19 protein-coding genes are annotated in these 26,482 nt (G+C 72.0%); 12 read left to right on the top strand and 7 right to left on the bottom strand.

Features of this window, described 5'->3' with window-relative positions:
* From ACSNN8_RS20475 to ACSNN8_RS20455, 5 genes are all read left to right on the top strand, one after another.
* The coding region (locus tag ACSNN8_RS20475; RefSeq protein ID WP_436650877.1) for a molybdopterin oxidoreductase family protein at positions 1–812 on the top strand (812 nt) is incomplete at its 5' end.
* A 2-nt stretch (positions 813–814) separates the two neighbouring features.
* On the top strand, positions 815–1,162 hold the full coding sequence (locus ACSNN8_RS20470; protein ID WP_436650876.1) for a molybdopterin oxidoreductase: 348 nt from the start codon (positions 815–817) through the stop codon (positions 1,160–1,162).
* The gene (gene nirB, locus ACSNN8_RS20465; RefSeq protein ID WP_436650875.1) at positions 1,162–3,618 is read left to right on the top strand and encodes a nitrite reductase large subunit NirB; all 2,457 of its coding nucleotides are present in this window, start codon (positions 1,162–1,164) and stop codon (positions 3,616–3,618) included. Before ACSNN8_RS20470 ends, nirB begins: the two co-directional genes overlap by 1 nt.
* The gene (locus ACSNN8_RS20460; protein WP_436650874.1) at positions 3,615–3,911 is read left to right on the top strand and encodes a Rieske (2Fe-2S) protein; all 297 of its coding nucleotides are present in this window, start codon (positions 3,615–3,617) and stop codon (positions 3,909–3,911) included. Before nirB ends, ACSNN8_RS20460 begins: the two co-directional genes overlap by 4 nt.
* Before the next feature lies 1 nt (position 3,912).
* A complete protein-coding gene (locus ACSNN8_RS20455; protein ID WP_436650873.1) occupies positions 3,913–5,241 on the top strand; it encodes a nitrate/nitrite transporter in 1,329 nt (442 codons plus the stop codon).
* Positions 5,242–5,305: 64 nt separating this feature from the next.
* Here the strand turns inward: ACSNN8_RS20455 and ACSNN8_RS20450 are convergent, their stop codons facing one another.
* The 4 genes from ACSNN8_RS20450 to ACSNN8_RS20435 form a co-directional block, all read right to left on the bottom strand.
* A complete protein-coding gene (locus ACSNN8_RS20450; protein ID WP_436650872.1) occupies positions 5,306–7,621 on the bottom strand; it encodes a beta-L-arabinofuranosidase domain-containing protein in 2,316 nt (771 codons plus the stop codon).
* A gap of 85 nt (positions 7,622–7,706) precedes the next feature.
* Complete coding sequence (locus ACSNN8_RS20445; RefSeq protein WP_436650881.1) at positions 7,707–8,954, bottom strand: MFS transporter; 1,248 nt, start codon at positions 8,952–8,954, stop codon at positions 7,707–7,709.
* Between the two features lie 74 nt (positions 8,955–9,028).
* Positions 9,029–11,320 (bottom strand): tetratricopeptide repeat protein, encoded by a 2,292-nt coding sequence (locus ACSNN8_RS20440; protein WP_436650871.1) that lies wholly within the window; start codon positions 11,318–11,320, stop codon positions 9,029–9,031.
* Positions 11,321–11,801: 481 nt separating this feature from the next.
* Positions 11,802–12,965 (bottom strand): ROK family protein, encoded by a 1,164-nt coding sequence (locus tag ACSNN8_RS20435; protein ID WP_436650870.1) that lies wholly within the window; start codon positions 12,963–12,965, stop codon positions 11,802–11,804.
* A gap of 88 nt (positions 12,966–13,053) precedes the next feature.
* Between ACSNN8_RS20435 and ACSNN8_RS20430 the strand changes: the two genes are divergently transcribed.
* Genes ACSNN8_RS20430 through ACSNN8_RS20415 form a run of 4 tightly spaced genes read left to right on the top strand, consistent with a single transcriptional unit; the run spans position 13,054 to position 18,252 of the window.
* The gene (locus ACSNN8_RS20430) at positions 13,054–14,346 is read left to right on the top strand and encodes an ABC transporter substrate-binding protein (protein ID WP_436650869.1); all 1,293 of its coding nucleotides are present in this window, start codon (positions 13,054–13,056) and stop codon (positions 14,344–14,346) included.
* Entirely contained in the window at positions 14,343–15,278 is a 936-nt protein-coding gene (locus tag ACSNN8_RS20425) for a carbohydrate ABC transporter permease (protein ID WP_436650868.1), read from the top strand. Before ACSNN8_RS20430 ends, ACSNN8_RS20425 begins: the two co-directional genes overlap by 4 nt.
* Positions 15,278–16,168, top strand: a complete 891-nt coding sequence (locus tag ACSNN8_RS20420) for a carbohydrate ABC transporter permease (RefSeq protein WP_436650867.1) — start codon at positions 15,278–15,280, stop codon at positions 16,166–16,168. The genes ACSNN8_RS20425 and ACSNN8_RS20420 overlap by 1 nt, the downstream gene beginning before the upstream one ends.
* Positions 16,168–18,252: an alpha-galactosidase gene (locus ACSNN8_RS20415; RefSeq protein WP_436650866.1), complete on the top strand. Its 2,085-nt coding sequence runs from the start codon at positions 16,168–16,170 to the stop codon at positions 18,250–18,252. Before ACSNN8_RS20420 ends, ACSNN8_RS20415 begins: the two co-directional genes overlap by 1 nt.
* Positions 18,253–18,312: 60 nt before the next feature.
* Here ACSNN8_RS20415 and ACSNN8_RS20410 read toward each other — a convergent pair whose 3' ends face one another.
* Positions 18,313–18,906 (bottom strand): hypothetical protein, encoded by a 594-nt coding sequence (locus ACSNN8_RS20410; RefSeq protein ID WP_436650865.1) that lies wholly within the window; start codon positions 18,904–18,906, stop codon positions 18,313–18,315.
* 115 nt (positions 18,907–19,021) lie between these two features.
* Entirely contained in the window at positions 19,022–20,536 is a 1,515-nt protein-coding gene (locus tag ACSNN8_RS20405; protein ID WP_436650864.1) for an FAD-dependent oxidoreductase, read from the bottom strand.
* A 76-nt stretch (positions 20,537–20,612) separates the two neighbouring features.
* Here ACSNN8_RS20405 and ACSNN8_RS20400 point away from each other — a divergent pair, with 76 nt between their 5' ends.
* On the top strand, positions 20,613–21,635 hold the full coding sequence (locus tag ACSNN8_RS20400) for an SMP-30/gluconolactonase/LRE family protein (protein WP_436650863.1): 1,023 nt from the start codon (positions 20,613–20,615) through the stop codon (positions 21,633–21,635).
* A gap of 60 nt (positions 21,636–21,695) precedes the next feature.
* Here ACSNN8_RS20400 and ACSNN8_RS20395 read toward each other — a convergent pair whose 3' ends face one another.
* On the bottom strand, positions 21,696–23,894 hold the full coding sequence (locus ACSNN8_RS20395; RefSeq protein ID WP_436650862.1) for an MMPL family transporter: 2,199 nt from the start codon (positions 23,892–23,894) through the stop codon (positions 21,696–21,698).
* Positions 23,895–24,067: 173 nt separating this feature from the next.
* Between ACSNN8_RS20395 and ACSNN8_RS20390 the strand changes: the two genes are divergently transcribed.
* A complete protein-coding gene (locus tag ACSNN8_RS20390; RefSeq protein ID WP_436650861.1) occupies positions 24,068–25,747 on the top strand; it encodes a sensor histidine kinase in 1,680 nt (559 codons plus the stop codon).
* Complete coding sequence (locus tag ACSNN8_RS20385) at positions 25,744–26,463, top strand: response regulator (protein ID WP_436650860.1); 720 nt, start codon at positions 25,744–25,746, stop codon at positions 26,461–26,463. The genes ACSNN8_RS20390 and ACSNN8_RS20385 overlap by 4 nt, the downstream gene beginning before the upstream one ends.
* Positions 26,464–26,482 lie beyond the last annotated feature (19 nt).

Here is a 26,482-nt window from a genome sequence, read left to right as displayed (position 1 = left end):
CGCTCGACTTCCTGGTCGTGTCCGACATCTTCCGCTCCGAGACGGCCGAGCTCGCCGACGTCGTCCTCCCGACCGCCCAGTGGGCCGAGGAGGAGGGCACGATGACCAACCTCGAGGGCCGGGTCATCCGCCGCAAGCGTGCGCTGCCCCCGCCGCCGGACGTGAAGACCGACCTGGAGATGCTCGCCGAGCTCGGCAGGCGGCTCGGCCGGCACGAGAGCAGCGATCCCCGCACGGTCTTCGACGAGCTGCGCCGGGCCAGCGCGGGGGGCATCGCCGACTACGCGGGCATCACCTACGAGCGCATCGAGGCCGAGGACGGCGTGTTCTGGCCCTGCCCGGCGCCGGACCACCCGGGCACGCCGCGGCTGTTCGCCGACGGCTTCCCCACCTCCGACGGCAGGGCGCGGCTGATCCCCGTGCAGCACCGCGACCCGGCCGAGATGCCTGACCGGCAGTACCCGTACGTGCTGACCACCGGCCGCAACATGCAGCAGTACCAGAGCGGCAACCAGACCCGCCGGGTGAAGGCGCTCACCGTCGCGCTGCCCGAACCCCGCGCCGAGATCCACCCCGACCTGGCCCGCCGGCACGGCATCGCCGACGGCGACCTGGTCGAGCTGCGCAGCCGCCGCGGCGCCGCGGTGCTGCGGGCCCGGCTCTCCGACGGCATCCGCCCGGACACCGTCTTCGCCCCGTTCCACTGGCCCGGCGCCAACGCGCTGACCAACCCCGCGCTCGACCCGCACTCGCGCATGCCGGCGTTCAAGGCCTGCGCCGTCGCGATCACCCTGCACACGAGAGGCGATTAGTGGTGCACTCCACCCCGCGATTCCTGCAAGGCGTCTTCCCCTTCGAGGGCAAGGGCCTGGACCGGCCCGCGCCGATCGACCCCGCACTGTCCTACGTGGTGCCGGGCGGCGTCACCACGCAGGCGGTCTACTTCCGCGGCGGCAACGCGGCCCCCGAACTGGTCAGCGTCGTGCTGATGCGCGACGGCAGCCCGATGCGGTACTTCCCGATCGGCGCCCGCGGCGACGTGCACGTGCCGCTGCGCGTGGTCGAGGACCTGGTCGCCGGCACCGCGGTCGAGCTGTGGCTGGCCGCGCCCGCGGGCGTGTCCGGCACGGTGGTCGTCGACCTGGGGCTGGTGGAGGTCTGATGACGCAGCGACTGGTGGTCGTCGGCAACGGCATGGCCGGAGCCCGTACGGTGGAGGAACTGCTGGCCCGCGGCGGCGACTTCGCCATCACGATGTTCGGCGACGAGCCGTACGGCAACTACAACCGGATCATGCTCTCCAACGTCCTCGCGGGCGTGGAGGACGAGGCCGGCATCTTCCTCAACGACCTTTCCTGGTACGCCGAGAACGGCATCACGCTGCACACGGGCACGCGGATCGAGCGCATCGACCGGTTCGCCAAGATGGTGTACGCGACCGACGGCACCGCCACCCCGTACGACAAGCTCATCATCGCCACCGGCAGCCGCGCGTTCGTCCCGCCGATCCCCGGCATCCACCGGCCCGGCCGCGGCTACCACCAGGGCGTGTTCGCGTTCCGGACGCTCGACGACACGCGGGCGATGATCCGGTACGCCCGGGAGCACGAGCGCGCCGTGGTGATCGGCGGCGGGCTGCTGGGCCTCGAGGCCGCCCGCGGCCTGCAGAACCACCTGTCGCACGTCACGCTCGTGCACGCCGCCGGGCACCTGATGAACACCCAGCTCAACGAGGTCGCCGGCGAGACGCTGCGGGCCACGATCGAGGCGCGGCTCGGCATCGACGTCGTCGTCAACGGCATGACCACCGAGATCCTCGGCAAGCACGCGGTCACCGGCGTCAAGCTCGCCGACGGCCGGGTGATCCCGTGCGACGTGGTCGTGGTGGCCGCCGGCATCCGCGCGAACGCCGAGATGGCCGCCGCCAGCGGGCTGGTGGTCGAGCGGGGCATCGTGGTCGACGACCAGATGCGCTGCCAGGACGAGGACGACATCTACGCGGTGGGCGAGTGCGCCCAGCACCGCGGCGAGGTCTACGGGCTGGTCGCGCCGCTGTGGGAGCAGGCCAAGGTGCTCGCCGACCACCTGACCGGCGTCAACCCGTTCGCGGAGTACCACGGCTCGCAGGTGGCGACCAAGCTCAAGGTGGCGGGCGTCGACGTGGCCGCGATGGGCCTCAAGGAGCCCGAGCGCGACGACGACGAGTCGCTGACGTTCACCGAGCCGAAGAAGGGCATCTACAAGAACGTCATCATCCGCGACGGCCGGCTCGTGGGCGCCACGATGGTCGGCGACGTCAAGAAGGTCGCGTTCCTCATGCAGGCCTTCGACCGCGGGCTGGCGCTGCCCGAGGACCGCGCCGAGCTGATGTTCGACCTGGGCGGGCCGGCCGGCGAGGTCAAGGTCGAGGACATGGCCGACGACGAGCAGGTCTGCAACTGCAACGGCGTCAGCAAGGGCGCGATCTGCGGCGTCGTCCAGGGTGGCTGCAAGACCGTCACCGGCGTTATGGACAAGACCCGCGCGGGCAAGGGCTGCGGCACCTGCAAGCCGCTGGTGCAGCGGATCGTCGAGTGGGCCGCGGGCGGCGAGGTCGAGGAGGACCCGGCGGCTTCGTGGTACGTGCCCGGCATCCCGATGCCCAAGCCCGAGCTGATGAACGCGATCCGTGTGCACGAGCTCAAGTCGGTGTCGCAGGTGTTCGCGAAGCTGGGCGGCGAGGAGGACGCGAAGAGCAAGATGGGCCTCGCGTCGCTGCTCAAGATGATGTGGGGCGGCGAGTACGTCGACGAGCGCGACGCGCGGTTCATCAACGACCGGGTGCACGCCAACATCCAGCGCGACGGCACGTTCTCGGTGGTGCCGCAGATGAAGGGCGGCGTCACCAGCCCCGCGCAGCTCAAGCGGATCGCGGAGGTGGCCGAGAAGCACCGGGTGCCGATGGTCAAGCTCACCGGCGGGCAGCGCATCGACCTGCTGGGCGTGCCCAAGGAGAAGCTGCCGGAGATCTGGGCCGACCTCGACATGCCGTCGGGATACGCGTACGGCAAGAGCTTCCGCACGGTGAAGACCTGCGTCGGCTCGGACTTCTGCCGCTTCGGCGTCGGCGACTCGACCGCGCTGGGCATCGCGCTCGAGGAGCGATACCAGGGCATCGAGGGGCCCGGCAAGATGAAGCTCGCGGTCACCGGCTGCCCGCGCAACTGCGCCGAGGCGTACGTGAAGGATCTCGGCGTCGTCGCGATCGACGGCGGCAAGTGGGAGATCTACGTCGGCGGCGCGGCCGGCGCCCACGTGCGCAAGGGTGACCTGCTGGCCACCGTGGACACTCCGGACGAGGTCATCACGCTGACCGGCCGGTTCCTGGAGTACTACCGGCAGAACGCGAACTGGCTGGAGCGCACGTACGCCTTCGTGCCGCGCATCGGCATCGACCGGATCCGCGAGATCGTCGTCGAGGACGCCGACGGCATCGCGGCCGACCTGGACGCCGCGATGGACGCCTCGGTCGCCGCCTACCGCGACCCGTGGAAGGACCGCGACGAGCCCGCCACCCCCGGTCAGTTCCGCACGTCGCTGCCGCTGACCGTGCTGCCCCAGGTCCCGGTGCGCGCATGAGGGCCATCGCCTCGATCCACGAGATCCCGCCGGGCGAGGGCCGCACCTTCGCCGTCGACGGGGAGATGATCGCGATCTTCCGCCTGCGCGACGGCTCCGTGCGCGCCGTGCAGGCCGTCTGCCCGCACAAGGGCGGCCCGCTCGCGGACGGCCAGATCGACCTCAAGCAGGTCATCTGCCCGCTGCACCTGAACGCCTGGGACCTGCGCACCGGCTGCTCGCTCACCGGCCAGCCCGACCTCGCCACCTATCCGGTCCGCATCGACGACGACAAGATTGTTCTGGGGGACTGACATGACTGCCACCCTGCCCGCCGCCCGACCCTCGGCTTCGTTGCGGGCGCACTGGATCGACGACTGGCGGCCCGAGGACCCTTCGTTCTGGAACACGACCGGCGCGCCGATCGCCCGCCGCAACTTGATCTTCTCGATCACCTCCGAGCACATCGGCTTCTCGGTGTGGTCGCTGTGGTCGGTGCTGGTGCTGTTCCTCGGCCCCGAGTACGGCATCGACCCGGCCGGCAAGTTCCTGCTCACCGCCGTGCCCACGCTGGTCGGGGCCGCGCTGCGGATCCCGTACAGCTTCGCCGTGGCCCGGTTCGGCGGGCGCAACTGGACCGTGTTCAGCGCCGCATTGCTGCTCGTGCCCTCGGTGCTCGCCGCGTTCCTCATCCGGCCCGGCGTCGACTACTCCACGCTGGTGATCATCGCCGCGGTGGCCGGCGTGGGCGGCGGCAACTTCGCCTCGTCGATGACCAACATCAACGCGTACTTCCCGGACCGGCTCAAGGGCTGGGCGCTGGGCATCAACGCGGGCGGCGGCAACCTCGGCGTGGCCGCGGTGCAGCTGGTCGGCCTGTTCGTGCTCGCCGTCGCCGGCGCGGGCCACCCCGGCATCGTCGCGGGCATCTACATCCCGCTGATCGTGCTGGCCGCGCTGGGCTCCGCGCTCTACATGGACAACCTGGCGCAGGCCCGCAACGAGAAGCGCGGCATGCGCGACGCCGTCCGCGAGCCGCACACGTGGGTGATGTCGCTGCTCTACATCGGCACGTTCGGCTCGTTCATCGGCTTCGGGTTCGCGTTCGGCCAGGTGCTGCAGGTGCAGTTCCACGACGTGTTCAGCACCCCGGTCAAGGCCGCGTACCTGACGTTCCTGGGCCCGCTGCTCGGCTCGCTGATCCGCCCGGTCGGCGGCGCGCTGGCGGACCGGCTCGGCGGCGCCCGCGTCACGTTCGTCAACTTCCTCGCGATGGCCGCCGGGGCGAGCATCGTGCTGCTGGCCGCCCAGCTGCGCTCGCTGCCGCTCTACATCGTCGGGTTCATCGCGCTGTTCGTGTTCAGCGGCATCGGCAACGGCTCGACGTACAAGATGATCCCCGCCATCTTCAAGCGCAAGCACCCCGGCGACGACCACGAGGCGCGCCGCCTGTCCAACGCGGTCATCGGCATCGCCGGCGCGGTCGGCGCCCTCGGCGGCGTGCTGGTCAACCTGGCCTTCCGCCAGTCGTTCCTGACCACCAAGGAGGCCGACGCGGCGTACATCGCCTTCATCGCCTTCTACGCGGTGTGCGTGCTGGTCACCTGGGCGGTGTACCTGCGCCCCCGCACCCTTCGCGTCTGACGGGGCGGGGACGACGACGGCCATGGATCGCGTCCGTGGCCTCGTCGTCCCCGCGCCGCCGCGCTCAGACGAGGCGCCAGCTGTTGTCGGCGCTGCCGTTGTCGGAGTCCTGCACCACCTGGGCGCCCCACGTGCCCGAGCCGTCGAGGACGGCCAGCAGCTTGCCGCTGTTGACGTTGCGGATCCGATAGGTGCCGTTGCCGTTGTCGGCCAGCGTCCAGCGGTGGTCGGCGGTTCCGGTGTCCGACCACTGCAGGACCCGGGCGTTGTCGGCCGTGGACATGTTCTCGACGCCGAGGACCTTGCCGCTGTTGACGTTGCGGAACCGGACGGCGGCGCCGTCGGTGATCCGCTCCCACAGGTGGTCGGCGGTTCCGGTGTCTCCCCACACCACGGCCGGGCCGCCGTCGGCGGTGGACATGTCCCGGATGCCGAGGACGAGGCCGGTGGCGGCGTTGACCAGCTTGACCGCGCCCGCGCCGCCGGTCCGCCAGTAGACGGTGTAGTTGAAGCCGTGGGCGTCGGAGAAGGGCCCGAGGCTCACGCTCGTGCCGTTGGCGGTGGCGGTGAACGCCAGGCTCGACGTGCCGGTGCGCGTGATCGACGAGACGGTCAGGGCCGGCAGCCCGGTCAGCGCGGTGCTGCCGTAGTTGCCGCACAGCACCGTCGGTCCGTACGTGACGGCCTGCACGGCGGGGTTGTCGCCGGCCGGCTCCAGGACCACCCGCATGGGCAGCCGCACCGTGAGCGTGTCACCGGCCGCCCAGGTCCGCGTGACGGTCGCGTAGCTGCCGGGCGTCGCGGCGACGTTCTGCACCGCGCCGTTGACGCTGATCACCGGGTTCTGCGTCCAGGCGGGGATGCGGACGCGGATGCTCCAGGACCCGCCGGGGGAGCCCGACACGGTCAGGGTGGTGGTGTCGCCCACCGGGTAGGTGGTCGACTGGCTGACCGTGATGCCCCGCTGGGACCAGGTCAGCGTCGAGGGCACGAACAGATTGACGGTCAGCGTCGTGCCGGCGTGGAAGTAGATGGAGTCCATCAGCTTGGTGCTGGTCTCGATGCCGGTGCCCTGACAGCACCAGAACGAGCTGTAGTCGGTCGAGTAGGTGCCGCCGCCCCAGGCCGGGCCGACCCCGCGGCGCCCGCCTGGCCGCAGCGGCGTGAAGTAGGTGACGCCGCCGTGGCTGTCGGCCGGGTTCTGCGCGCCGATCAGATGGTTGAGCAGCGCCCGCTCGTAGAAGTCGAAATATCCGGCGTTGCCCGGGTCGAGCAGCCACAGCTCGCGGGTGAGCTTCAGCATGTTGTACGAGTTGCAGTGCTCGCAGGTGTCGTTGCTCAGGTAGGCGGCGATCGCGTTCGGCGCGCGGAAGTGCTCGGCCTGGCTGTTGCCGCCGATGGCGTACGTGTGCGCCCGGGTGGTGATCGTCCACGCGTTGCCCGCGATGTCCCGGTACCGCGTGGCGCCGGTCGCCTTGTACTCGCGGGCCGCCCCGATCCACTTGGGCACCTGCGTGTTGGCGTGCAGCCCGTTGAGCTGGTCGGCGCCGGCCGCCAGCGGGCCGAACACGGCGGCGTGGTCGAAGCGCTGCGCGGCGGTGAGCCAGCGGGCGTCGCCGGTCTGCTGGTAGAGGTCGGCCAGCACCTCGTTCATGCCGCCGAACTCGGTGCCCAGCATCGCCTGCATCTGGCTCGAGCTCAGCCGCGCCGTACGGGTGTCGACCCAGCCGGCGAGCGCGAGCAGCACGCTCCGCGCCTGCGTGTTGCCGGTGTGCCGCCAGACGTCCAGCAGCCCGGCGAGCGTCTTGTGGACGCAGTAGTACGGCACGTTGCCGTTCGACAGCGTCCGTGCCTCGAGCGCGGTGAAGTCCGACTCCGGGAAGCCCGACAGGTAGCCCGCGCCGAACCCGGCGGCGCCGTTGTTCGCCTGGCACTTGGCCAGCTCGGCGACCATGTAGTCCGCCTTGTCCCGGCACACCGTGTCACCGAGCACGGCGTAGGCCTGCGCCCACGCGGTCAGGAAGTGGCCCTGTACGTGCGACCGGAACGGGAAGTCCGGCGCGTCCCAGCCGCCGTTCGCGGCGGCGCCACCGGTCGGGAGCCGGTGGTTGACCCGGAAGACGCGCAGCAGCCGGTCCACGTCGACGAACCTCAGGTAGTTCAGCGCCCGGGTCTGGTTGTCGAGGAACCGGCCCGCGGTCAGCCGCACCTGCCCCAGATCGAAGGCGTACGCCGCCGCGCCCGCATCCGGGCGGCCCGGCGGCACGATCGCGGCGGCGGCGGGGCGCTGTCCGAGGGCCGTGGCCCCGGTCGCGGTGGCCAGGGTCGCCGCGCCGGTGGCCTGCAGCAGCCGGCGCCGGCTCAGGGCGAAAGGAGGCATGTCGAACTCTCCCGACTAGGGCGCTGTTAACGATAACAATCGAAGGTTACCGATGGAATGGCCGGGAGGAAAGGGCCGCGCACTGTCAGTGACTCATACCCATGGACGGACCCTCGGTGGAAAGGCTCGCCTGCGGTGCTTCCTGGACTCGGATCACGTGCCGGATGCTGGAGGCCAAGCTGGCGACCAGCGCGGATACGGCGACGGAGGCAGCGAAGATGAGAACCGTGGTCGTGCTGCCCCATGCGGTGAAGAAGACGCCTGCCAGCAGAGGGGCTGTAGCAGCCGCCGACATGGCAGCCGCGAAGATCACGGACAGGGCGCGGCCCTGAAGGTGGTTGGGAGTTATTGCGGCTTGGTGAGCGAACAGGGCCGCGTTGCACGCCGGACCGACCAGGACGGTCAAGGCGATCGGCACGGCGGCTATCAGGCTGGTGGTCAGCACGGAGCAGAGCGCGAGAAACACAACGGCCGCCCAGAGGAGCCCGCGGATCAACACCGCGAAGGAGAGCCGGCGCGTCAGAACGGGCGCGGCCAGAGCGCCGATGAGACCGCCGGCCCCGACGATCGTCTCCGTCAGGCCGATGACGCCGGGGGCGACGTCGTTGGCTTGAAGGGTCACGATGATGGTGAAGATCGAACCGTACAGGGCGAAATTGAGCGGCGCGGCGATGAGGATGACCGTCCGGAGAAAGGCGTTGCCGAAGACGAACCTGATTCCGTCGCGCAAGGCGGCCGTGCTTTCTGGCTGGTTGATCGGTCGGCCGGCCCGCAGGGGCTTCCGGATGAGTGCCAGGCCGATGAGCGAGGCCAGGAAGGACACCGCGTTGCCAAGGAACGGAAGGGCGTACGCCCAGCCGAAGAGCAGGCCGCCCAGCGGTGGACCAGCCAGAGATGTGCCGTAGCTGCGGGCCTCGTTGCGGGAGACCGCGGCGGGCATGTCGGGGGCCGGCACGATGGTGCGAAGCGCGGAGTGCTCGATGCTGTTGAACAGCGCCGAGCAGGCGGCATCGACCACAGCAACGGTGATGATGATGGCGATGCCGGCTCGGTTGATCGCTACCGTGGCCGCCAGGACCAAGTACGCGGTCAAGCGTGCGGCGTCGCAGATGAGCATGGCAAGGCCGCGGTTCATCCGGTCGGCGAGCGCTCCCGCCGGAAGCCGGGTCAGCAGCCTGGTCGCCTGCGCAGCGGTGCCGACCACCCCGGCCTGCACCGCCGAGCCCGTCAGCTCGAGCACCAGCAGCGGCATGGCGAGCAGGGCGATCGCGCCACCGAGGTCGGACAGCACCTGGCTGGTCCACAGGAGGCTGAACTCTCGGTTCCGCCGCATCGCCGGCACCAGCGGTCTCCTTCTGATTCGAGTGGACAATGACAATGCTGTCCTGCGTTACGTCGGACCGATAGCTATTCGGGACTGCTGTCGGTCCGAGCCTCGAGGCGAATGAGCTCGGCCAGCGCCGTGCTCTCCCGTGTTGCGGGATGCCCTGAGCCGAAGTGCTCGAGGCGCTGCCGCGTGATGACGTCCAGTTCACTCAGCGCCTGGTGGCCGCGGCCGAGGGCATGCATGATCCGGACGCGGTCGTAACGGATGGTCAAGAGGCGATCGATGGATGAGACCGGCAGCTTCTGATACGCGTCGACCACGGCGTCCAGCTCTGCCAGAGCATCACTGCCACTCCCCATCGCGGCGACGGTTCTTGCCCGGCTGGCGCGAAGCGCGAGCAGGAACTCCTCGTCCCGCGGCCTCCGATCCCGGAGAATGGCTATGACGGCATCGAACTCGGCAACCGCTTCGTCATGACGTCCGGCCTCGTGGGAGGTCCGCGCACGTTCGTGCCTGCTCGTCAGCACGATCGGATGGTGGGGATCGTAAAGCGTTTCCTGCACGGCGATGATGTCGTCGAATTCGGCTGTTGCTTCGACATGTCGTCCGGCCTCCCGCAGGGTGCGTGCACGTTCGTGCCTGCTGGTGAGTACGTATGGATGACGAGAGCCGTCGAGGGACTCCCGACGGTCGATGATGTCGTCGAATTCGGCAAGGGCCTGCTCATAGCGCCCCATTTCCTGCAGTGCGCGAGCGCGCTCGTGTCTGACTGTCAGCATGTGGTCGTGCCTGATGTCGCGTGTCTCGGGCATCATCGTCAAGATCTCGGTGAACTCCGAGACTGCCTGTTCGAGTCGGCCGATGTCCCGGAGGAGGCGTGCCCGGCTGTCGCGCACGACCAATACGTCCGGGTGGCGCCTTCCCCCGCCTTCCGTCAGTACGGCAAGGATGGCGTCCAGCTCCGCAAGCGCGCGTCCGTGCCGGCCGATCGTTCGAAGAGCTGTAGCTCTGTCTCGACGGGTCGCGATGACATCGGTGTGCCTTTCTCCGTATCGTTCCTGCTGGAGCCTCACCAGGGCGTCATAGATGACGAGTGCTTGGGCGTGCAGTCCGTTGCGCACGAGCTGGCGGATGCCGGACCGCATCACCGCCACTCTGCGCGACAGGTGCTGATCGGCGGCCCGACGCGCGCTCTTGGACAGCTGTGCCGATTCCGGGCCCAACGTCGCAACGGCGTGTTCGCTCAGGTACGCCCAGATGCGAAAGCCCGAGCGACTCGCCTCGGCACGGTCGGCTACGGCGATCATCAGGTCAACAGCGAGCTTCCAGTAGGGCCCGGATGCTCCAGCGAGTTCCGGATGTGCCCGGCCGGCCGTTCGTACCGCGGGATGCAGGGTCAGCAGCGCGGTCTCCGTGTCCCGGTCCGTCGGATCAGTTGCAGTGATCGCGATAAGACCGAGTTCCTCCAGCCCGCGTATCGCCGTCAACAGGTCCGCCGGCGTTATGTCGGCGAGCAGGTCACTGCTGCGCAGCACCGCAGGATCAAAGACCTCCTCGTAGGGCAGCGGGGCGTCCGCGAAGCAGCATGCCAGCAACAGCAGCGTCCGGGCATGCGGCAGCCCGGTGCGGGCCAGTTGATCCAAGCTGATTTCCCAGGTTCGTTGGAAAAGGTGTTCCACGTCGGGTGCCGCCCTGGCTCCGTCGCTGTTGTCCGCCGTCAAGGCTCGCCGGTAGTCGTCGAACGTTCGCACAGCGGGCGAGGAGTGCCAGCTCGATGGCAGGTCGCCGGCCCTTTTCAGGGCGGAACCGGCCAGGTGCAACAGCAGCGGGATCCCGCTGAGACTCTCGCCGAGGCTCATCGCGTGACTGGTGGTGCCGGCGGCTCCGGCGAGATCAAGCAAGACATCGGCGGAGGCTTCCGGCGTGAGTGGCGCGAGCTGATGAGATCCGATCCAGGGTGCCCACTCCTCCGAGCGCCCGTCGCGACTAGTGATCACGACGGTGCCCCGGGCCGGTGGAACCCGCAACCATCCGCGACCTTCGGCAAGGGGGCGTTCGCGGCTGAGTGCTGGCGGATTGTCGGCGTTGTCCATGACAAGCAGCCACCGTTCAGCGATCCGTTCCAGCGCCCGCCAGGTCGCGTCCGCGGGATGTGACTTCGCGAAGTCGTCCTGGGTTGCGCCCGCGGCGTACCCCACAGCACGCATCGCCGCCTCGAAGGCCGCCGTGTCGGCGCCCTCCACCCACCAGACGATCACGCCGTCCTCGGCCGCCAGGTGTCCCAGTTCGAGCGCCAGCCGAGTCTTGCCGACGCCGCCGAGGCCGTGCAGCACGGTGATCGTTCCACCGACGTTCGAGGACGTGATCGCCATCGTTGTCAAGACGACTTCGCGGCCGCGTAGCGGCGTACTGCGGAGTCCCCAAGGGGGAGTCACGGACGGCAGGACAGGCTGTTCCGGCACGGCCAACACAGTGAGCGGTCGTTGCTTCGAAGGGATGTGAACAGTCGGGCCACGCTCATACGCCCGTTGAGCGAACCAGCCCGCCAATGCTGCGGCGGCCACGGCGAGGGTCGCGCCCGCGGACCACTCCCACGGGTGCCTCTCGAGCCACGGGAGGCCTTTGGCCGTGCCGCCGGTTGCCACGTTGACGGACACGGCGCCGATCGTCGCTGCAACGGCTCCGACAACACCGGCAGCGACGAGCAGCGACAGCCGCCACCATCGCAAGTGATCGTCTCCCTACCTCAGAGAGCCAATCCAACCGCATCGCGGGGCTCGCGTCACCAGGCACCGACCGACGGTGATCGCGGCGTCGGCCCGGCGTTATCTGGATCCTGCCGGGCCCTCCCGGTCAGGCGGCGCCCAGCACGGCCTGGATGCCGGCCACGGCCGCGCCCTGAGCCCAGTCGCTGAAGGTCAGCGGCGCGACGGTGATGTCGAGGCTGCACCGCTGGGTCTCGCGGGGTCCGGGGCGCAGGCGGTCGGCGACGGCCTCAGCCATGGCGGGGGAGGCCGCGACGGCGGCGATGTCCTCGCCGGCCAGCACGATGTGCGTGGTCTGCAGCGCCCCGGCGAAGGTGGCGGCCAGATGGCCCAGCGCCCGGGCGGCGCCGTCGATCACGGCGGTGGCGGCGCGGTCGCCGTCGCCGGCGCGGCGCACGACCTCGTCGAAGGCCATCGCGGCGCGCCGCTCGATGTCGTCGCGGTTGAGGTACGCCGCCACGCAGCCGCGGTGCCCCAGCCCGCACCGCGGGCCCCGGCCGTCCAGCGGGGCGTGCGCGAGCAGGTGGCCGTTGTCGATGAGCTGTTCCACCACGACGCCCTCGCGGACGACCCCGAAGCCCAGCCCGGCGCCCACCGTGATGACGCCGAACGTGGCGTGGGTGCGGCCGGCGCCGAACCACAGCTGCTCGCGGGCCAGGGCGGTGACGTCGTTGGTGACGACCACCGGCAGGCCGGTCCGCTGCCGCAGCGGGCCGGCGAGGTCGACGTCGCGCCAGCCGAGGAACGTCCCCTCGCGCACGACGGCGCGGCCGGCGATGACGCCGCCCAGCGAGACGCCGACGCCGTCGACCGAGGGCACCCTGCGGGCGAGCCTGCCCACGAGCTGGGCGAGCGCCCGGACGGTCGCGGCGACCGGCACCGTGCCGCCCGCGTCGGGAGCGGGCAGGGCCGTCTCCGCGGTGGCGCTGACGTCGCCGAGCATGTCGCAGACGACCCCGTACGCCCGGGTGGCGGTGAGCTTGCAGCCGACGACGTGGCGGGCGCCGGGCACCACGGACAGGATCTGCCGGGGGCGGCCCACGCCCGGGACCGGCTCGGCGTTCTCGGCGACGATGCCGTCGGAGACAAGCGAGCGGGCCAGGCGCGACATCGACGCGGGCGAGACGCGCAGCAGGTCGCTGAGGTCGCCCCGGGTGGCCGGCCCGTGCACGAGCAGGTGGCGCGTCACGGCGAGCTCCCCGGTGGACAGGCGGCCGGCCGCCGGGGGAGTCACGGTGTCGCTCGACGTCACGAGCCCAGGTTACGGAGTGGCCCTTGCCCGGGACCCGGCAGGTAGTTAGTTTCAACGTGATTGAAATTAATAAGGTTGGAGGATCGTCGTGCTCCCACGTCCACCAGCCGCCTCAGCGCGACCGAGGTCGGCGCTCACCGCAGCCCTCGCGACCATCGCCCTGCTGGCCGGATCCGCCCTGGCCGGCTGCTCGTCGGGCGACGGCCGCACCACCATCACGTTCTTCCAGTTCAAGTCCGAGGCCCAGCAGTACTTCCAGCAGCTCGCCGCCCAGTTCGAGAAGTCGCACCCGGACATCCGGGTGGTGGTCGACAACCCGGCCGACCCGGAGACCGCGCTGCGGACCCGGCTGGTCAAGGACGACGTCCCGGACGTCATGACGCTCAACGCCAACGGCACGTTCGGCGAGTTCGCCAGCGCCCGGATCTTCCGCGACTTCCGCGACGACCGGGTGCTCGCCGACGTCAACCCGGCGTACCTGTCGGTGATCGGCAACCTCGGCGCCGGCGGGAAGGGCGAGATCAACGGAGTGCCGTTCGCCGCGAACGCCAGCGGCCTGCTCTACAACACCGAGCTGTTCGCCCAGCAGGGCGTCGAGGTCCCGGCCACGTTCGACCAGCTGATCGCGGCGGCCGAGAAGTTCCGGGCGGCCGGGATCACGCCGTTCTACGGCATGCTCGCCGACTCGTGGACCGCCCAGTCCCCGCTCGCCCCGCTGTCGGCGCAGCTGCAGCCGGACGACTTCTTCGAGCAGCGCTTCGCGGGCCGGACGACGTTCGCGGCCGGCTGGCGCGAGACCGCCACCAAGCTCGCGCAGCTGTACCGCTACACCCAGCCGGACCCGCTGTCGAAGGGCTACGAGGACGGCACCGCCGCCTTCGCCCGCGGCGAGTCGGCGATGCTGCTGCTGGGCAGCTACGCCGTTCCGCAGATCCGGGCCGGCAAGCCGGGGTTCACGGTGGGCAGCATGGCGTTGCCCGCCACGAACGACCCGGCCCGGACCACGCTCGTGTCCGGAGTGGACGTCGTCATCACCGCCGCCCGCGACGGCGCGCACCCGGCCGAGACGGCCGCGTTCATCGACTTCCTCATGGGCGAGCAGGTGATGCGGGACTACTGCAAGGCGCAGGTGGCCATCCCGACGCGCAAGGGGCTCAGCAACGACGACCCGGCGCTGGCGGGCGTGCAGAGCTACATCGGGTCGGGCCGCATCGTCGGCTTCACCGACCACCAGTTCATCCAGGCCATCCCGCTGGGGGCGCTGCTGCAGGAATACCTGATCGGCGGCAGCGAGGACACCTTCCTGCGCAAACTCGACGACAACTGGGACAAGGTCGCCCAGCGGCGCACCTGGGGACTGGGAGCGGTGATCGCGTCATGACAACCGAGACACCCACCCGTACGGCGGCGACCACGACCGGGGGCGCCGAACCTCCGCGCCGCAAGCGCGGGGTGCGGCTGGCGGGCGCCTTCTACCTGATGGTGCTGCCCGCGTTCGTGCTGTTCTTCGTCTTCCACACCATCCCGGTGATCCAGGGCGTCTACTACAGCTTCACAGACTCGCCCGGGTACGGCCCGGCGGACTTCGTCGGCCTGCGCAACTACGTCGCGCTGTTCACCGACCCGCGGGTGCTGCACGCGTACTGGTTCACGTTCCTCATCGCCGCGGTCGCCACCGTGCTGGTCAACATCGTGTCGCTGGCCGTCGCGGTCGGGCTCAACGGCCGGATCAAGTTCAAGAACGGCCTGCGCGCCGTCTACTTCATCCCGAACGTGCTGGCCATCCTGGTCATCGGCTACATCTTCAACTACCTGTTCTCCAACTCGCTGCCCGCGCTGGCCACCAAGCTCGGCATCGACTCGCTGGCCACGTCGCTGCTGACCAAGGCGAGCACCGCGTGGATCGCGATCGTGATCCTCGCCGTGTGGCAGTCCGCCGCGTTCAACATCATCATCTACATCGCCGGGCTGCAGACCGTGCCGACCGAGATGTACGAGGCCGCGAACCTCGACGGCGCGTCGGCGTGGCGGCAGTTCCGCAGCATCACGTTCCCGATGATCGCCGGCTTCTTCACCATCAACATGGTGCTGTCGCTCAAGGGCTTCCTGCAGATCTTCGACCACATCGTCGCGCTCACCGGCGGCGGGCCGGGCACCGACACCGAGTCGGTGGCCCTGCTCATCTACAAGGGCGGGTTCCAGGGCGGCGAGTACGGCTACCAGAGCGCCAACTCGGTCGTCTTCTTCATCGTCATCGTCGGGTTCTCCATCGTTCAGCTGCGCGTGCTGCAGCGCCGGGAGGTCGAGGTCTGATGTCCACCGCAGCCGGCGAGACCGGAACCCTGGCCGGACGCTCCTCGCAGCGCCGGCTCCGCAGACGGCGCGGCGGCCCGGGCGTCAACTGGTGGCTCACCGCTTTGCTCATCGTGCTCGCGCTGACCATCGCGATCCCGCTCTACTTCGCCGTCGTCACCGCGCTGAAGACCACCGACCAGCTCGGCGGCACGGGCTTCGGGCTGCCCACCGAGGTGCGCTGGAGCAACTTCGCCGACGCGTGGCGGCTGACCGACTTCCCGCGTACGGCCCTGAACAGCGCCGTCATCACGGTCGGCGCGGTGGTGCTGACCCTGCTGACGAACTCGATGGTGGCGTACGCCATCGCCCGCAACATGAAGCGGCGCCTGTTCAAGGGGCTGTACTTCTACTTCGTCTCGGCGCTGTTCGTGCCGTTCCCGATCATCATGCTGCCGGTCGCCAAGGAGACGGCGATCCTGCACCTGGACAACCGGGTCGGGCTGATCCTGCTGTACGTGGTGTACGGGCTGGCGTTCAACATCTTCATCTTCACCGCGTACATCAACAGCATCCCGCCGGCGCTGGAGGAGGCCGCGGCGATCGACGGCGCGTCTACCTGGGCGATCTTCTGGCGGGTCATCTTCCCGCTGCTCGCCCCGATGAACGCCACGGTCGGCATCCTGACGTGCCTGTGGGCCTGGAACGACTTCTTGCTGCCGCTGGTCATCCTCTCCGATCCCGGCTCGGCGACGCTGCCGCTGGTGCAGTACGTGTTCCAGAGCCAGTTCCAGACCAACTACCCGACGGCCTTCGCCAGCTACCTGATGGCGATGGCGCCGCTGCTCATCGTCTACGTCTTCGCGCAGCGGTGGGTCATCTCCGGGGTCACCCGCGGCGCGGTGAAGTGATGAGCGCGCACCTGATCGGGGCGCCCGGCGGCACCGGCCTCGTGCTGGTCGACCACGCCGACCGGCTGCCGTCGGTCGCCTGGTGCGGCGTGGTCGGCCCGGCCACGACCGCCGCCGACCACGCCGCCCTGTGCCCGGTGGGCCTGCCGCTGCTGCCGGAGAGCTCGTCGGTCTGGTACGGGCGCCCGGGGCTCTCCGGCCACCGCGGCGCCGGCGAGCCCGGGGCCTGGTCCCCGCGGTTCGTGCCGACGTCGCTGCACGCCACTGCCGGACGTGCCGCGATCGAGGCCGCCGACAAGCAGGCCGGGCTGGCGTTGCGGACCGAGGTCCAGGCTGTGCCCGGCGGCCTGCTGCGCCTGCGGCACGCGCTGACCAACACCGGCGCCACCGGCTACCAGCTGGACGCGCTGGAGGTGGTGGTGCCGGTGCCCGACCGGGCCACCGAGTCGCTCGACTTCACCGGGCGGTGGGCCCGGGAACGGACCCCGCAGCGGCGGGCGGTCACCGACGGCCTGTGGCTGCGCGAGAACCGGCGGGGCAAGACCGGCTTCGACGCGGCCACCGTGCTCACCGCCGGCACGCCGGGCTTCGGGTTCGCGCACGGCGAGGTGTGGGGCGTGCACGTGGCGTGGAGCGGCAACCACGTGCACCGGCTCGAACGGGTGCCGCTGGGCAAGAACAGCCCGACGGTCACCTCGCTGGGCGGGGGAGAGCTGCTGCTGCCCGGCGAGGTGACGCTCGCGCCAGGGGACACCTGCACCACCCCCTGGGTGTACGTCGGCGCCGCCGCCGACGGGCTCGACGGGCTCGCCGCCCGCTTCCATGAATATCTGCGCTCCGTGCCCGCGCACCCGGCGGCCGCGCGGCCGGTGACGCTGAACGTCTGGGAGGCGGTGTACTTCGACCACCGCCTGCCCGTGCTGCGCGAGCTGGCCGACCGGGCGGCGCGCATCGGCGTGGAGCGCTTCGTGCTCGACGACGGCTGGTTCGGCGCCCGCCGCCACGACCGGGCCGGGCTCGGCGACTGGACCGTCTCGCCGGAGGTCTGGCCGGACGGGCTGACGCCGATCATCGACCACGTGCGCGGCCTCGGGATGCAGTTCGGGTTGTGGTTCGAGCCCGAGATGGTCAACGCCGACTCCGAGCTGTTCCGGGCCCATCCGGACTGGATCCTCGCCTCGGGCGGCCGGACGCCGCCGGAGGAACGCCACCAGCAGATCCTCGACCTCGCGCAGCCCGGGGCGTACCGGCACGTCCTCGACCGGATGACCGCGGTGCTGACCGACCACGCGATCGACTACGTCAAGTGGGACCACAACCGCGACGCCGTCGACGGCGGGTCCGGCACCGTCGACGGGCGGCCCGGCATCCACGCGCAGACCGTCGCCTTCTACCGGCTGCTGGACGAGCTGCGGTCCCGCTTCCCGCACGTGGAGTGGGAGAGCTGCGCCTCCGGCGGCGGCCGCATCGACCTCGAGGTGCTGCAGCGGGCCCAGCGGGTGTGGACCTCCGACCAGAACGACGCGCTGGCCCGCCAGGCCATCCAGCGGTGGACCGCCCAGCTGGTGCCGCCGGAGTACCTCGGGGCGCACGTCAGCGCGCCGTGCTCGCACCAGACGCAGCGGGTGCTGCCGCTGGACTTCCGGGCCGCCACCGCGCTGTTCGGTCACTTCGGCATCGAGTGGGACCTGACCGCCGCCACGGAGGAAGATCTGGTCGCGCTCGCCGCGTGGATCGACGTCTACCGGACCCACCGCGGGTTGCTGCACTCGGGCCGGACGGTCCGGCTCGACACCGCTGCCGGAGAGCCCTGGGTGTACGGGGTGGTCGCGCCCGACCGGTCGGCGGCCGTCATGGCGTACGCCCAGCTCGACGAGCTGACGCACGAGCCGCCGAGGTTCCGCGTCCCCGGCCTGTCCCCGGCGGCGCGCTACACCGTGCGGCGCCTCGGCCCGGCCGCCCGGCCCGGGTACGACCCGCCCGCGGTCCCCCTCAGCGGCGCGGCGCTGGCCGACACCGGGCTTCCCGGCCCGCCGCCCGCGCCGCTGTCGGTGCTGGTCGTGCTCCTGACGGCGCAGTGGTGAAGGCGGACGCCCGCGGAGCCGTGCGGCTCCGCGGGCGTCGATCCGGTGATGGTGGAACGGTCAGGCGAGGACGCGCACGGCCTCGATGCTCTGCGCGCGACCGACGGTGCCGACCTGGATCTGGCCGCCCCGGCGGGCGCACTGCCACTTCTGCCAGCCGACGTTGGCCACGTGCGCCTGGGCGCAGACCGGCGTGCGGGTGCTCAGCCGCAGCGCCTCGAGCCGCAGCGAGCGGCCCTGGGTGCCGATGGCCAGCGTGCCGTTGGCGCCGGTGCACCTGGCGCGCTGCCAGCCCTGGTCCTGCACGTGCGCCTGGGCGCACACGCCGCCGGGGCGGCGGGTCGAGATGGCCAGCGCCTCGAGCCGCAGCGAGCGGCCCTCGGTGCCGGCGACCGCGGGACGGCGGTTGCTGGAGCACCGCCAGCCCTGCCAGCCGACGTTCTGCACGTGGGCGTTGACGCAGACCGCGTTGCGGTCCCGGTTCATCACGATCCGGGCCGCCGGGCTCAGCATCGGAGCCTTGACGACGACGGCGGGAGCGGGCGGGGCGGCCGGAGCAGCCGACGCGGTGCCGCCGGCGACCGGCAGCAGGACTGCGGAGACGGCCAGGCCGGCCATCGCCGCGTTACGGAGGAACTTCGGTAGCTTTGCCATGCTGGGGCAAACGGCCGGGCGCTCGGAGCATGACGCTTTCCGGCGCGCTTTTGCCCATTTGCCACCCGGTCGGGTTACAAGCGTGTTTCGTCCGTTTCGTACGGGAAAAGGGGCGTCAGCTCCGGCGTCCGGCCAGCAGGCCGCGGGTCGGCACGGAGAACACCTGCACCGGTCGGGCGCCGTGCCGGCGGAGGATGGCGTTGACCGCGACGGCGGCCGAGGCTGCCGAGCGTTCCATCAGCGCGCAGGGGATGGGCATCCGCACCCAGTCGCCGGCCAGCAGCAGCCCGTCGGCGTCGGTGACCGGGCCGGGACGGGTGGCGTCGCTGCCCACGTCGAACGCCGGGGCGTCGTACCCGACCCGGCTGTCGCTGTCCACGCTGCGCAGCCACCCTGCCTCCGGCCAGATCCCGGCGAGCTGCGACCACATCTCCTTGGCCGCGGTGTCGGCGTCGATCTGGGAGTCGGCGGCGTACGCGTGCAGCTCCACGACGGCGCCGCCGGTGCGCCGCGCCCACCGGGCCGAGCCGCGTTCGATGCGATGGAACAGGCTCACCGAGTCCAGCAGCGGCTCGCGCGCGACACCGCTGAACACGGCGCGCTCCGCCGCCACGTCGCGGTCGGTCCAGAAGCGGCTCACCGCGTACGGCGCCGTGGTGGCGACCGTCGCCATCTCGCTCGTCAGCCGGGGCGGGAGGCCGGACGAGGCGGCGACGACGGCCCGCGCGGACGCCGGGTCGGTGGCGAGCACCACGTGGTCGGCGGTGATCTGCTCGCCGCCGGTGAGGGTGACGGTCCAGCCGGGTTCGATGCGGTCGACGCCCGCGCCGGTGCGCAGGTCCGCGCCGAGCGCCTGCAGCCGCTCGCTCAGCGGCGCCCAGATCGCGGTCTGGTAGTCGTCCTCGGGCGCGTCGAAGTCCAGCCCCTCGGGGTTGCGCAGGAAGTAGAAGTGGAACTGCATGATCATCTCGGCCGCCGACATCTCGGCCGCGTGGTTGAAGAACGAGTGGGCGAACACGTCGAACAGCAGCGCGCGGGCCCGTTCCGGCATGGCGAGCCGGTCCAGGTACTCCGCCGCGGACATCGAGTCGAACTCCCGGTACGTCTGCGCCCGCGAGTACCGCAGCAGCGCCACCGAGGCCGGCCCGTCGACGTCGCGCATCTCGCGCAGCCGCAGGCTGGGGGAGCGGGCCAGCAGCGCGGCCAGGCTCCACGGCGGGCCGCCCGGCAGGCCGCCGAAGTCCTCCTCCGGCCAGGTCCGCGACACCACGGGATAGTGCTCGGCCGGGCGCAGGAACGACAGCGACGGGTCGATGCGGCGCAGGACGTGGCGCCAGTTGTAGTACTGCCGGAAGAACGCGTGGAACCCGTGGCCGACCATCTGGGTGGACCCGTCCGCCAGCCGCTTGGGCCAGGCCGACAGCCGCCCGCCGAGCCGCTCGTCGCGTTCCAGCAGGGTCACCGCGACGCCGCGCTCGGCCAGCAGCAACGCCGCCGTCATCCCGGCGATGCCGCCGCCGACGACCACGGTGCGTACGGGATGTCCGACCTTCTGCGGCAGCGAGCGGTCGACGCGTACCAGGCGGCGGGCGTGGCGGCTGGAGTCGCCGGCACTGCGAAAAGGGCTCATGCTTCCTGGTTCCCGCCCGCCGATGATCCAACCGTGCCGGTCCGCGGGCGGGGCGCAGTCGCGGCAGGATGAGCAGATGCCGATTCCCCGCCCGCCCGCGCCGTGGCTCATCCGCCCTCAGAAGCTGCCCGCCACCACGCCGCCGCCGCTCACCGGGCCGTGGGCACCCGCCGACACCCGCCTCGACGACGTGGAGCTGCTGGCCCTGCCGCACGGGCACGGGCCCGAGGACGTCGCGGTCGGGCCGGACGGGCACGTCTACTCGGGCACGCACGAGGGGCAGATCTGGCGCTGGCCGCCGGACGCGCACGCCGGCGCCGTGCCCGAGCTGATCGCCGACACCGGCGGCCGGCCGCTGGGCATCGAGGCCGACCCCCGCGACGGCAGCCTGATCGTGTGCGACGCCTACCGCGGCCTGCTGCGGCTGACCGGCGACGGCACCATCACCGACCTGGCGCACCGGGTGGCCGGCGAGCGGATCCTGCTGTGCAACAACGCCGCCGTGGCCCGCGACGGCACGGTGTACTTCACCGACAGCTCGCGCCGGTTCCCCGTCTCGCACTGGCGGCGCGACCTGCTGGAGCACCGGCCCAACGGGCGCGTGCTGGCCTACGACCCGGTGTCGCGCCGCACCGACGTGGTCGCCGAGGGCTTCCACTTCCCGAACGGTGTGGCGCTCACCCCGGGCGAGGACGCGCTGCTGGTCTGCGAGACGGTGTCCCACCGGCTGGTGCGGCTGTCGCTGCCGGACGGCGCCGTCCGCGTGCTCGGCGACCTGCCCGCCTACCCCGACAACATGTCCTCGGCGGGCGACGGCACCTACTGGATCGCGCTGGCCAGCCCTCGCGTCGCGCTGGCCGAGCGGCTGCTGCCGCATCCGGCGCTGCGCCGGATCGCGGCCGTGCTGCCCGCCCGCCTGCAGCCGCAGCCGTTGCCGTACGTCATCGCGGCCGAGGTCGACGGCGACGGCGCCGTGCTGCGGACCCTGCACGGCCCGTCCGGCCGCTACGTCATGGCCACCGGGGTGCGCCGGCACGGCGACACGCTCTGGCTGGGCAGCCTGACCGAGAGGGCGATCGCCCGCACCCCGCTCTCCTGAGGCGACGAGCCGACCGGAACCGGGTGCCCGGCGCGGGCCGGGCACCCGGAGAGGGGCCCCTCAGCGGCCGGCGCCGACCGGCTGAGGCAGGGCGGGCGGCTCGTCGGGGACGGTCTCGCGCAGCCGTTCGCCCTCCACGTCGACGTTCGGCAGGAGCCGGTCGAGCCAACGCGGCAGCGCCCACGCCCGGCGGCCGAGCAGCGCCATCACCGCCGGCACGATCGTCATCCGCACCACGAACGCGTCCAGCAGGATCGCCGCGGCCAGCGCGAAGCCGATCGACTTGATCAGCGGATCGGGCGCCAGGACGAACCCGGCGAACACGCTGATCATGATGATCGCCGCGGCGGTGACCACCCGGGCGCCGTGCGCGAAGCCCACGGTCACCGACCGGTCCGGCGGCGCGCCGTGCACGTGCTCCTCGCGCATCCGGCTGACCAGGAACACCTCGTAGTCCATGGCGAGGCCGAACACGATGCCGATGAGGATGACCGGCAGCAGGCTGACGATCGGCCCGGTCTGGTCCACCCCGATCAGCCCGGCCAGCCAGCCCCACTGGAACACCGCCACCACCGCGCCGAACGTCGCGACGACCGACAGCAGGAACCCGCCGATCGCCTTGAGCGGCACCAGCACCGACCGGAACAGCACGGTGAGCAGCAGGAACGCCAGCACGACGATCACCGAGACGTACGGCAGCAACGCGTCGCCCATCTTCGCGGCGATGTCGATCGTGACCGCCGTCGTGCCGGTGACCGACAGGTCGGCGCCGGTGCGGTCCCGCAGCTGCGGGTCGGCGTCGCGGATCGCGTGCACCAGGTCGGTGGTCTGCGTGCTGTCGGGCGCCCCGGCCGGGACCACCTGCAGCATCGCGGTGTCGCCGGCGGGGTTGAACGTCGGCGGGCTCACCGACACCACGCCCGGCAGGGCCGAGATCGTGCCGGCCGCCTCGGTCGCCGCCGCCTGGGGATCGGCGCTGCCGGCGGCGTCGACGACCACCAGCAGCGGCCCGTTGAAGCCCGCGCCGAAGCCCTCGGTCACCAGGTCGTACGCCTTGCGCTGGGTGGTGTCCGGCGCGGCCATGTTGTCGCCGGGCAGCCCCAGCCGCAGATCCAGCGCGGGCACGGCGATCAGCAGCAGCCCGGCGACGGCGGTGCCCACGGTCAGCAGCGGACGCCGGGTGATCGCCCGCGCCCACCGCAGGCTCAGCACCGGTCGCTGCCCGTCGGCCTCGATGTCGCGGGTGCGCCCGGCGCGCCCGGTGATCCGCCGCCCGGTGAACCCGAGCAGCGCCGGCAGCAGGGTCAGCGCGATGAGCACGGCCACCGCGACCGCGCCGGCGGCGGCCAGGCCCATCTCGGTGAGCACCGGGATGTTCACCACGGCCAGCGCGGTCAGCGCCACCAGCACGGTGAGCCCGGCGAACGTGACCGCCGACCCGGCGGTGCCGACCGCGCGCCCGGCCGCCTCCGCGCCGGTCCGGCCCGCGGCCAGCTCGTGCCGGTACCGGGACACGATGAACAGGGCGTAGTCGATGCTCACCGCGATGCCCAGCATCAGCGCCAGCGTCGAGGTGCTGCTGCTCAGGTCGAAGAAGCCGGACGCCACCTGGATGCCGGTCATCGTGGCGGCCACCCCGAGGAACGCGGTGAGCAGCGGCAGCCCGGCCGCGACGAGCGAGCCGAACGTCACGGTCAGCACGACCGCGGCGACGCCGAAGCCGATCACCTCGCTGAGCCCCTGTTCCGGCTCGCTCTGCAGGACCTCGCCGCCGGCCTCCACGGTCAGCCCGGCGTCCCGGCCGGTGGCGGCGGCCGCGAGCAGCGCCTCGCGGTCGGCGTCGGTCACCTCGGACGCCGGCACCCGGTACGCGACCCGGGCGTACGCGATCGTGCCGTCCGGGTTGATCGTGCCGCGCAGCGGATCGCTCACGTCGGCCACCTGCGCACCCGTGCGCAGGGCGGCGACCGTACGGCCGACCGCCGCCCGGTTCTGCGGATCGGTGAGCTTCTCGCCGGTCGGCGCCGCGAACACCACCCGCGCCTCGGCGCCGCCCGCCGGCGACTCGCCGAACCGCTCGCCAAGCAGGTCCTGCGCCTGCTGCGCCTCGGTGCCGGGGATGGCGAAGTCGTCGGAGGTGGGCCCGGACAGCGTGGCGGCGCCCACGCCGAACAACCCGAGCACCGCCAGCCAGATCGCGAGGACCAGCTTGCGTCGCCGGAAGCTGAGCCGGCCGAGCCGATACAGATAGGTAGCCATCGTTCTCCCCCGAAGCCGGGTCGCCTGGACCGCTCCACGGTCGCGAAAACCGCGCCGGAAGTCGTCGTCCAGCCGTGGGCCGTCGCGTACGACGGTTGCGGTACCGCCGGCGCCGCCCGCTACCACGACGAGAGGACGCGCCCCGGTTGCCGGCCCGCGTAGGGTCGGCGGTGATGACATCCACGGAGGGACACCTGATCGGGCGCTGGCGGGTCGTCGCCGAGCGGCCCCTGCTCGTGGACTTCGTGCTGGCCCTCGTGCTGTCGGCCGCCGTGTTCAAGGCGGCGCTGCCCGAGTCCACCCACCGGCCGACGGGCTGGGACGTGCTGATCGCGGTGGTGGCGTTCGTGGCGGTGCTGGGGCGGCGCCGGCGGCCGCTGCTCGCGCTCGCGATCGCCACCACGGCCACCGCCGCCGCCGTGGTGCAGGAGGTCCGCAACCCCGGGCTGATCGTGGCGCTGGGCGTCATCACGTACTCGATCGCCGCGCACACCGACCGGCGCCGCGGCTGGGCGTGCGCCGTGGCGGCGTCCACAGTGGTCTATCTGACCGTGGTGGTGCTCAACCGGGACGCCTGGCTGCGGGCCGACGTCCTCGGCCTGTTCGCCTGGGTGTTCCTGGCCGCGGCGGTGGGCGACGCGACCCGCTCGCACCGGGCGTACGTGCGGGAGGTGGAGGAGCGGGCCCACCGCGCCGAGCAGAGCCGCGAGGACGAGGCCCGCCGCCGGGTGACCGAGGAGCGGCTGCGCATCGCCCGGGAGCTGCACGACGTGGTGGCGCACCACATCGCGGTGATCAACGTGCAGGCCGGCGCCGCCGCGCACGTCATGGCGCGCCGGCCCGACCAGGTGGCGCCCGCGCTGGCGCACATCCGCGACGCGTCGGACAGCGTGCTCGCCGAGATCCAGTCCGTGGTGGGGGTGCTGCGCGCCGACGAGCCGGGCGGGACCCCGACCGGGACCGAGCCGACGCCGGGGCTGGCGCGGCTGCCCGAGCTGCTGGACGGGCTGGCGGCGGCCGGGCTCGCCGTGGACGTCCGGCGCGACGGCGAGCCGGGCGAGCTGCCGGCCGTGGTCGACCTCGCGGCGTACCGGATCGCGCAGGAGGCACTGACGAACGCGCACAAGCACGGCGCCGGCGCGACCCGGCTCACCGTGCGCCGCACCGCGGAGGCGGTCGAGATCGAGGTGCTCAACGCGATGCCGCCGGGCGCGCCGCCGGCCGGGTCCGGGTACGGGCTGCTCGGCATGCGCGAGCGCGCCGTCACCGCGGGCGGCACCCTCACCGCGGGCGTGACCTCGGACGGGTTCCGGGTGCACGCGGTGCTGCCGGCCGCGGAGCCGGCGCCGGCCCCGGCCGGGTGCGGCCCCCGCCCGTTGCGCCTCGGCCGGGAGCTGCGCGACGCCATGGTGAGCCAGATCGCGGCCGTCAACGCGCAGGCCCTCGCCGCCGCCCGGGTCCTCGAGGAGCCGGACCGCCTCCGGGAGGCCTCCGACAGCGTGCTCGCGCAGGCCCGGTCGCTCGCGGGGCGGCCCGGCGACCGGCTGCCGCAGCTGGTCGCGCGGCTGGCGCGGGCCGGGCTCACGGTGGAGCTGCGGCAGCGCGGCGATCAGTCGCCGGTGCCCGAGGCGGCATGCCGGATCGCCGAGGAGGCGCTGACCGGCGCGCACCGGCACGGCGTACGCGCGGCCCGGCTCACGGTGGACCAGCGACCGGGCGCGGTCGAGATCGAGGTGGTGGGCACGACCGGGGACGAGTTCCGGATGCACGCGGTGCTGCCGGCGCCGACGCCGACGCCGGCCCGGACCGCCGGGCGCGGCGCACGGCCGCGGGGCCGGGTGCGACCGGCGTGACCATCCGCGTGCTGCTCGCCGACGACCAGGCGCTGATCCGCGCGGGCTTCCGCATGATCATCGACGCGGAGCCGGGGTTCGAGGTGGTCGCCGAGGCCGGCGACGGCCGCGAGGCGCTCGACCTCGCCCGCACCGCCCGCGCCGACGTGGTGCTGATGGACATCCGGATGCCGCACATGGACGGCCTCGAGGCGACCCGGCGCATCGGCGCCGACCGCGACCTGGCCGGCGTGCGGGTGCTCGTGCTGACCACGTTCGAGGAGGACGACAACGTGGTGCTGGCCCTGCAGGCCGGCGCGAGCGGGTTCCTCGGCAAGAGCGTCGCGCCGGAGGACCTGCTGCACGCCATCCGGGTGGTCGCCGACGGCGAGGCGCTGCTGTCGCCGCGCGCCACCCGAGCCCTGGTCGGCCGGTTCCTCGAGCACCTGCGGCCCGAGACGGTTCCGCCGCCCGCGCTCGACGACCTCACCGAGCGCGAGCGGGAGATCCTCGTCCTGGTCGCCCACGGACTGTCCAACGACGACATCGCCGCCCGGCTGCGCATGTCGCCGCTGACCGCGAAGACCCACGTGAACCGGGCGATGACCAAACTGGGCGTCCGCGACCGCGCGCAGCTGGTCGTCCTCGCGTACCAGTGCGGCCTGGTCCGCCCCGGCGACATGCTGCCGGAAAGCCCCGCGGCCCTGTCCCACCGTTTCGGCACACGCGCCTCCTGATCCCGGGACGAGCCGGGTC

Origin of the sequence: Actinoplanes sp. URMC 104 (assembly GCF_051386375.1) — a bacterium.
Classification (GTDB): Bacteria; Actinomycetota; Actinomycetes; order Mycobacteriales; family Micromonosporaceae; genus Actinoplanes.
This window is presented reverse-complemented; position numbering and strand designations above follow the sequence as displayed.